Source organism: Bacteroidales bacterium, from assembly GCA_018334875.1.
Taxonomy (GTDB): Bacteria; Bacteroidota; Bacteroidia; order Bacteroidales; family UBA12077; genus JAGXLC01.
This window is the reverse complement of record JAGXLC010000328.1, coordinates 1-4,495: the sequence shown is the minus strand read 5'-3', so window position 1 is coordinate 4,495 and position 4,495 is coordinate 1. Positions and strand designations below refer to the sequence as shown.

The following is a 4,495-nucleotide window of genomic DNA, read 5'->3' as shown; positions in this document are numbered from 1 at the left end:
TAAGCTGGTAAGGGCTGCTCTTCCTCCATAACCTCAAAACCAATCAATGTGGCCAAATCTTTAATTCGCTCTTCCAGGTCACCAAGTGTTGCTGCCCTGTGAATTCCATATGAATCTGCAAAATAATGTTTCTGGATATTCTCCGGATCCTCAACCTTGGCTATTAATTTATTCCTACATACGATATCCTTATAATTTTCATAATGCGCATAACCATCTACTGTTTGTCCGGTATGAAAGCCGATTTTATCTAAAAGGGGATAAACTTTCCATATAGTAACAGGTTCCCCTTTGGGCCAAAATACCTGCATACCTGTAGATGATCCGGGTTTCAGGGTTTCTCTGAGCGGACTTTCTGCATGAGTCCGTATCACATAAGGGACTCTTCGTTCGTCTCCATAGGGATTAATCGGGCAACCACAATGTAAAAGGATGCTAAAAGAGTTTTCCGTATCAACCATCAAGTCACCAAGCATACTGGGTCTGCCTGTCATATAATATCCCAAAAGCTGAGCTATTAATACATTGGGATAATCCTGACAAACAGCCTGTATCCCTCGGGTCTTAAAACCACATTCAAGACCTAATCCCGGCCAGAACATATCTTCTGCCTCTCCGCTACCGGTAACCGACCTCATATGTGTTGAAACCGCGTTGCAATCGTACTTTTCCCTTAATGCATCAAAAGCAAGATAGGCCCTGGCCGTTTTTATTATTTCGGATTTTGCGGCTTTCACTCCCATTGCCTCTTCCATCCATTTCTCTGCGATTTTTTTGGCTTCATTTTCATCCGCTTCCTCATATGCCTCATAAAATTCTTCAGGTTCTCTCCTTACAATTTCTACGCCAAGCTTCTCTTTTACTTCCCGCATATACGTTTCATTATAATCCTCTGGCATCCGTTTATTGACATCTCCCTGATAATCTACCTGGGCAAGATTATGATGCGGAGACACCGACAATATTCTGGTGTCTTTCAGTTTCTTTATCGCCTGAATCAATTCAATCTTATCCACCAAATCTTCAAACATAGCTTCCGACCTGGAAGGCTCACAAACCTGCAGTCTGTCAATCTGGGCTGTGATGATTTTTCCATCCTTGTATTCAGGGCCTCCTTTCAGGATGGTCTTTTCTTCCACATTACCTCCCCTGGCAAAAAGTTTGTAAGGACTCTTATCCCATTCCCAGAGATTCCATACCACAATGGTTGGCAATCCTGTAAATGCCAGCTTATACTGACTTAAGGTGCCAATAATGAGCACTCCATCTAAATTTTCTTTCGACTCCTCCATTTCATCGAGAAGTGATTCACGGGAAATATCTTCCTGTGTGAGGTCCCTTACTATAAAATCTATTCCACTACACTGATCCCGAAGCTTGTTCAAAACATCTTCATTTGTTAAGGGATGCTCTACGGGGCCACCGGTATGAAGATATCCCTGAGATAAAAATACGGTATAAACTTTCGTGTTTTCACCTTCACTTTCATTCTCTGAGCCGGTTACATAGCTCAGGTTAACAAGTAAAGCAATAATAACTGTGATTAAGATTGATTTTTTCATAATTATTCCTCCTTTTTAATTCTCTATTTATGAAGCAACTTATCAATTCAGGTATGAATAGTCCTATTCCCTTAATGTTTCAATATCATTAAGAGAAACCGTATGTTCAGGTGAAAAATCCTCACTCTCCATATAGTTGAGCATGCTGTAATATAACTGTCTTGAGGCCAAATTCTCCTCCAAATCTTTGGTGAAGTCAATCGAAGTCACCAGAATTTTGCCCTCACCGGCTTTCCCTTCAAATGCAAAGGCCAGATTACGGTTTTTGTGATAATCGGGAATGGACTGGATCAAAGGATCAATCTGTGGGGGAAAGTCCTCCATATTCATCACCTGGGCCCCGGTTACAATATCCCACCACTGCCAGTTGCTGTGATATTCGGTGGGAAAATCATTGAACAGGGGATGCTCCGGCTCGCAAAGGATGCCCATGGTATGCGGGGCCTGGTTATTCGTCCAAACGGTATTCCAGAAGATCGGTGAGAATCCCACCTTCACATTGCCTCCCTTGTCATCTTTTATCTTGTTATGCAGGATCAGCAATACTTTCCTGCCCTGTGACAAACGCTGTCTTACCTGAGAAGTTAACTCAGTGGCAACGATTACATCGTCCGAATCCGGCATATCAAGCTGATCGGGGTAGACCCAGAAATCCCATGAATTGGAGCCAAATTCGGATAAAGTAGCGGTAAGGGTAAGCTTTTGAGGCTTTTCTATTTCCTTCAGGTCAAATCGTATATCCCCGATTTTCTGAGAATTGTCATATGGTATTCCCTTCTTTTGCAATTCACCTTTTTGGAGAATTTTCCCTGTTGAATCCTCAATTTTCCAGTTCATGGGAATATTGATCAACAAAGAGGAACCAAAATGCGCCAATTCAATTGTAGCTTCGAAAGTTTCGGAGTTCCTGTATATCCGTTTGGACAATTTGGCCAGTGGCACAGTGGGTCCGCAGAACCGGCTATATTCCTGAGGAGAGATGTATGGCTTGCTTTCCCAGAACGGATCCAGCACTCCTACGAGGGCAGTTCCCTGGCCGGGGAAATCATGCAGATCGAGCAACTGAAAACCCGCAAAACCGGGTGTACGCAAGGCAGCTTCAATATCTGCCTTATAACATAAAGCCTGCAGTTTCCCCGAGGCCATGTGAAACTTCTCCGCTTTGTCAAGCATATGGTTGTCCTTGAGCATATCGCGGAATATTTCAAAGTTTTTGGGTTTCAGCACACCCGTGTACTTTTTCATCTCATCGAAATTGGGATAAACACACCATTGCCCTATCTCATGTCCGATAACCGGTTTATCATACTCTGAAACAAAATCCTCATGATTAAAGGTAGTATGAGGTGGTTCACGATTGATCACGCTATTCAGTTCCTCGCCCCATCCCTGGATACGGGGCTGGGGAGCCACGTGAAACTGGCTGGCTTCGATCAGGGGCCATCCCGAAGCACTGGTATATAACCGGCGGCTATCCTTATTTTTCCAGTATTCTACAAATTCAGTGAGGTATTTTTGCTGATTTTCCCCTGCCGGCTCATTTCCATAAGCCATCATGCAGAAAGAGGGATGGTTGCCATATTCTTCAACAATGCGGTTGCTTTCCTCATATATCCATTGATCTACAGGGAGGCCCGAACCGAGTTCTGCTCCCTGGTTGGCCCAACTTGCAACTTCTACCTGAAGATAGATACCCGCCTTATCGGCTGCCGTAAAAGCTGCCTCCGGAGGACACCAGGAATGAAAGCGCATGTGATTGAGTCCATGCTTCTTGATGGTTCGAAATATCCGTCCCCATGACGCAGTATCGGTAGGAGGATAACCTGTATCAGGAAATATAGCGCACTCAAGGGTGCCTCTCAAATAGGTAGGACGATGGTTGATCACAAAACGGGTTTCTTTGGTGGTAAACTCACGCATGCCAAAGATTACCGAATCTGCATCCACCTGCTCATTATCGGTGTTCCGGAGCCTTACCTGCATGGAATAGAGATTGGGATCGAACTCGCTCCACAATAGTGGATCGTCTCCCATGAAATAATCAACTCGGACGGTCCTGCTGCTATCTACACGAATGTCTCTGTGTACTTCTTCTAATTTATGACCGAACATCGCCTGCTCAGTCTGTGCCTGAAAAGTCATTTGACCCTCATACCGCTTACCAGTCTCATTATTAAGACGCACTTCAACTGTAGCCATATCATTTTGAACATCAGGATATATTTGCATATCTTCAATATGCACCAGCGGCTCAGCCTTCAGAAAAATATCCCCTGTTATGCCATTCCAGTTGCTCTGGGTGTGATCGGTAACGCTATGGGAATTCTTCCCTACGTTAATTACAAGCCGGTTGTCCACCCGGATGGTCAAATGGTTTTCTCCCGGCGTTAAATAACCGGTAAGATCATATTCATGGGGTGCAGAAAGGCTGTTTCTCACTCCTGTTTTTTCGCCATTGACAAATACAGTGGTTTCCCAATGCGGACGTTCAAGGATAAGTTTTACTTGTTTCTCTGTCCAATTCTCAGGGATGTTCACTTTTTTCTGATACCAGGCAGCACCCTTATAATGCTTTTCAGGATTCAGCCAGAAGGGCACCTTATAATCATCTTCCTGACGATATTCTTTATATTTGGGATCCTGGTGAAAATTTCCCTTTACAGTGCCCGTCCAGGAAGTAGAGGAATCAATATCATTCCCATATCCTTGTTCCTGCAGCGAACCCGGAAGTTTTAAACTCTGTGAAAAATTGTCCCTGTACCATCGATTTTTGATGCCCACATCCAGGGAATCAAGCCTGACTTTCCACTCTCCCCGCAGGGAAATCTTCTCTTTTTCAGGGGCCTTCGAGCAATGCATCAACAGGATACTCAGTACGAACAGAAAAAGTAATTGAAATAATCTCATATCATTGAATTTAATCCGAATTATTC

Annotated in this window: 2 protein-coding genes; both read right to left on the bottom strand. The window is 43.8% G+C overall.

All coding sequences use genetic code 11. The annotated features are described in order from the left end of the window. On the bottom strand, positions 1 to 1,562 hold a 1,562-nt coding region (locus tag KGY70_17510), incomplete at its 3' end, for a hypothetical protein (protein MBS3776999.1). A 63-nt stretch (positions 1,563 to 1,625) separates the two neighbouring features. Next, positions 1,626 to 4,469: a beta-galactosidase gene (locus KGY70_17505; protein ID MBS3776998.1), complete on the bottom strand. Its 2,844-nt coding sequence runs from the start codon at positions 4,467 to 4,469 to the stop codon at positions 1,626 to 1,628. Positions 4,470 to 4,495: the final 26 nt, after the last annotated feature.